This window comes from Sulfuricurvum sp., from assembly GCF_028688295.1.
In the GTDB taxonomy this organism is placed as follows: Bacteria; Campylobacterota; Campylobacteria; order Campylobacterales; family Sulfurimonadaceae; genus Sulfuricurvum.
Map to the genome: position 1 here is coordinate 1 of NZ_JAQTYM010000112.1, position 4,105 is coordinate 4,105.

3 protein-coding genes are annotated in these 4,105 nt (G+C 42.0%); all 3 read left to right on the top strand.

The window, feature by feature from the left end; genetic code table 11:
• Positions 1 to 72: 72 nt before the first annotated feature.
• The 3 genes from PHR02_RS13150 to PHR02_RS13160 all read left to right on the top strand — a co-directional run bounded on the left by PHR02_RS13150 (position 73) and on the right by PHR02_RS13160 (position 3,968).
• Positions 73 to 1,389 (top strand): ATP citrate lyase citrate-binding domain-containing protein, encoded by a 1,317-nt coding sequence (locus tag PHR02_RS13150; protein WP_299992709.1) that lies wholly within the window; start codon positions 73 to 75, stop codon positions 1,387 to 1,389.
• Between the two features lie 9 nt (positions 1,390 to 1,398).
• Positions 1,399 to 3,216 carry a citrate/2-methylcitrate synthase gene (locus PHR02_RS13155; protein ID WP_299992711.1) on the top strand — a complete coding sequence of 606 codons (1,818 nt, stop codon included), beginning with the start codon at positions 1,399 to 1,401 and terminating at the stop codon, positions 3,214 to 3,216.
• A gap of 113 nt (positions 3,217 to 3,329) precedes the next feature.
• On the top strand, positions 3,330 to 3,968 hold the full coding sequence (locus tag PHR02_RS13160) for a Tfp pilus assembly protein FimT/FimU (protein ID WP_299992714.1): 639 nt from the start codon (positions 3,330 to 3,332) through the stop codon (positions 3,966 to 3,968).
• Positions 3,969 to 4,105 lie beyond the last annotated feature (137 nt).

Genomic DNA, 4,105 nt, shown 5'->3' on the forward strand with positions numbered 1-4,105 from the left:
CTTTTGAGATAGAGTTCAAATTCCTTATAAGTGATATAATTTCTATCAAATAGATTTTTCGAAGGAGTTGCAATGGCTCAAAGAGCGATTCGTGAATACGACGGTAAAGCAATTTTCTCTAAACATTGGGAAAAATACTTCAGTGGGTTTCATTACGGTTTCAAATCAGTATTGGTAACTAATGGTGATGAACTACGCGCTTGTGCGCAAAAACACGGATTTGAGTGGTTGAAACAAGAAGCATTGGTTGCAAAACCGGATATGTTGTTCGGTAAACGTGGTAAAAATGATCTTGTATTGTTTAAAACAAACAAACCGGGTGATGTTACACTTGAAGAAGCCGCAAAATGGATCGATGAAAAAATTTCTCACGAAACGACTCTTCTATCGGGTCAGCACGGGACATTGACCCATTTTATCATTGAGCCGTTCACTCCCCATTCTCAAGACCAAGAGTACTATATCTCAGCAACCACAGTAGGTGAAGACGATGTCCTTTATCTATCAGCTGAGGGTGGTATGGAAGTTGAAGAGGGATGGGAAGAAAAAGTTAACGAAGTAACGATCCCAATCACTATGGACGATGCCAACATTGCTCATCTGATCCGTGCAAATGTACCTGCAGGTATTCCGGCAGAAAACAAAGAGCGCTTTATCGCTTTTGCTGAACAGTTTTACAAATTTTATCGCGATCAAAATTTCGCCTACCTTGAAATCAACCCGATTGTTATGATCGGTAACGATATGCACATTCTTGATCTTGTTGCACGTCTTGATGACACGGCAGGGTTTATGATGGGTGAATCATGGTGCGGTGCTGAGTTCCCTACAGCGTTCGGTATGGAAGATCAATCTCCTGAAGAAAAAGCGATTGCAGAAGCTGACTCAAAATCGGGTGCTTCATTGAAACTCACGATCCTCAACCCTATGGGCCGTATCTGGACCATGGTTGCGGGTGGTGGTGCGTCAGTTGTATATGCTGATACCATTGCTGATCTCTCTGGAAACGTTGCTGATCTTGCTAACTACGGTGAGTACTCCGGTGGACCGACTACGGGTGAAACCAAATTTTATGCGGATACCGTTTTGGATTTGATGACTCGTCACAAAGATCCAAAAGGTCGCGATAAAATCTTGATCATCGGCGGTGCGATTGCAAACTTCACCGATGTTGCAAAAACCTTTACCGGTATTATTCAATCATTCGAAACCTATGCGGATCGTATGAAAGAGCATAACACACGTATTTATGTTCGTCGTGGTGGACCAAACTATGAAAAAGGTCTCAAAGACATCAAAGAAGCGGCAGACCGTTTAGGTCTCTATATCGAAGTTTATGGGCCAGAAACACACGTAACGGATATCGTACGTATGGCTTTAGAGAAATAAGGAGAGAATATGGGTGCTTTATTTACCAAAGATACACAAGCAATTTTTTGGAACAACAACGCGAGCGCTATCCAACGTATGTTGGATTATGATTATGTCATCAATCGCGTAAAACCTTCCGTTGCTGCAATCGTTGCTCCAACATCAGGAAACAAATTCGAGAAATTTTTCTATGGTCCCGATGAGATCATGGTTCCGGTTTTCCGTAATACGACCGAAGCGGCAGCTGCATTTCCAAATGCAGATGTCCTTCTGAACTTTGGATCTTTCCGTACAGCGTATGATGTTACTATGGAAGCAATCGCGATCAAAGGACAATTCAAAACTGTTATGGTTACCGCTGAGGGGATTCCTGAGAGACTTGCTCGTAAAATGAACCAAGCGGCTCGTGATGCGGGTGTGGTTGTTATCGGACCGGCAACGGTCGGCGGTATCGCTCCGGGCGGATTCAAAATCGCAAACGTCGGCGGAACCATCGAAAATATCATTAACTCTAAACTTCACCGCGCCGGTTCATGCGGACTTGTAACGCGCTCAGGCGGTTTGTTTAATGAACTTTCAAACATCATTAGTATTAATGCTGATGGTATTGCAGAGGGTGTTGCGATCGGTGGAGACCGTTTCGTAGGATCAGTATTCATCGATAACCTTCTTCGTATGGAGAGCAACCCTGAAGTTAAATATATGGTTCTTCTCGGAGAAGTGGGCGGAACCGAAGAGTACAAAGTAATCGAAGCGGTAAAAGCGGGCAAGATCAAAAAACCGATCATCGCATGGTGTATCGGTACGATTGCGAAACATTTCAGCTCAGGTGTTCAATTCGGTCACGCAGGTGCTTCGGCAAATGCGGATGCAGAGACAGCCGCGTCTAAAAATGAAGCGATGGCAGCAGCAGGCATCCATGTTCCTGCGAGCTTCAATGATCTTCCTCACACGATTGCAGAAGTATACGGAAAACTTCGTGCAGCTGGCACTATCGGCGAAATCGTTGAGCCGGAACTTCGCTCAGTTCCAAAAGTACGCCGTAAAAAAGAGTTCATTTGTACAATCTCTGATGACCGTGGTGATGAAGCAACCTACGCAGGCTACCCGATCAGTTCAGTGGCAACTCCTGAAACCGGTTTCGGTATCGGTGATGTTATCTCATTGCTTTGGTTCAAAAAACGTTATCCGAAATGGGCAACTGATTATCTTGAGACGGTTATTAAAACCGTTGCCGATCACGGTCCTGCCGTTTCGGGTGCACACAATGCAAAAGTTACCGCTCGTGCAGGGAAAGATGTTATCAGTTCCCTCGTAACAGGTCTTTTGACTATCGGACCACGTTTCGGTGGAGCGATTGATGATGCGGCTCGTTATTTCAAATATGCAAATGATCGTGGCATGTCTCCGGCAGAGTTCATCGATTACATGAAAAAAGAGGGTAAAACGATCTCCGGTATCGGTCACCGTATCAAATCGGTTCGTAACCCTGACCTTCGTGTATCGGGATTGAAAAAATATGCGGCTGAGCATTTCCCGGCTACTCCATTACTTGATTTCGCACTTGAAGTTGAAAAACTTACCACGTCGAAAAAAGATAATCTTATTTTGAACGTTGATGGTACTATCGGTATCTTAATGGTTGATATGTGGCGTGCACTCGGATATTCTGAAGAAGAGATTGACGGCTTTATTGAAGCAGGTGCATTAAATGCCTTCTTCGTTGTCGGTCGCTCTATCGGATTTATCGGTCATATTTTGGATGAAAAACGTCTCGGTATGCCGATGTATCGTCACCCGACAGACGATATCCTTTACAACGTCGAACTCGCAGACGAAATTTAACGCTCCATTTTCCTCCTTAGGGGGAAATCCTCCTATAATTCACTTTCCTCTTTTTTTTCATTCTTTTGTTATAATCTTTTTTACATGAATTTTGTTTTCTAAGGTATTTATCAATGAAACGTTTTGCTTTTACACTTCTAGAACTTGTTTTTGTTATCATAGTAATAGGTATTTTAGCGGTTCTCGCTATGCCGAGTTTTAATTCCAATCCATTACAGCAAGCAGCTGAGCAAGTGGCTAATCATATACGTTATACGCAACATTTGGCAATGGTAGATGACAAATATGATCCAAATGATCCGACTTGGTGGCAAAAACGCTGGCAAATTCAATTTGAGAATGATGCTTTTGACCTAGGTCAAAAGATTTATGTAATATATAGTAATGAAGATAAAGATACGAATGAGGACGATGATGAAACTGCCATCGATCCCTTAACTAAGCAGTTAATGCGTGGTGCAAACAGTGAAGTTATGAGCGCACCTTATAAATATATGGACAATTTAATGATCTCTAGAGAGTTTGGTATTAGCAATGTAACTTTTAGTAATAGTTGTAATCCATCTAGTGCCACTTCTAATAGAATTGGATTTGATAATTTAGGTAGACCATATACAAGAACATCAACAACAACACCATTCGCTAATATTTTAACTGATGATTGTAATATTACGTTGATCCATACAGATGGAAATGCTACATTAACAGTTGCACCAGAAACGGGTTATGTATCAATCAGCTATAAAAAGTGATTTTTTCAGTTTTTTTCAAATTCCCTAAAATTTCTTCTGATTACCTCTTGACATTCTTGATTAAATCCCCTATAATTCCCGTCCACAAACACTGGGAAGCTTGAGAAAGCGACTTAGATTTGAGTTTGAGATCATTG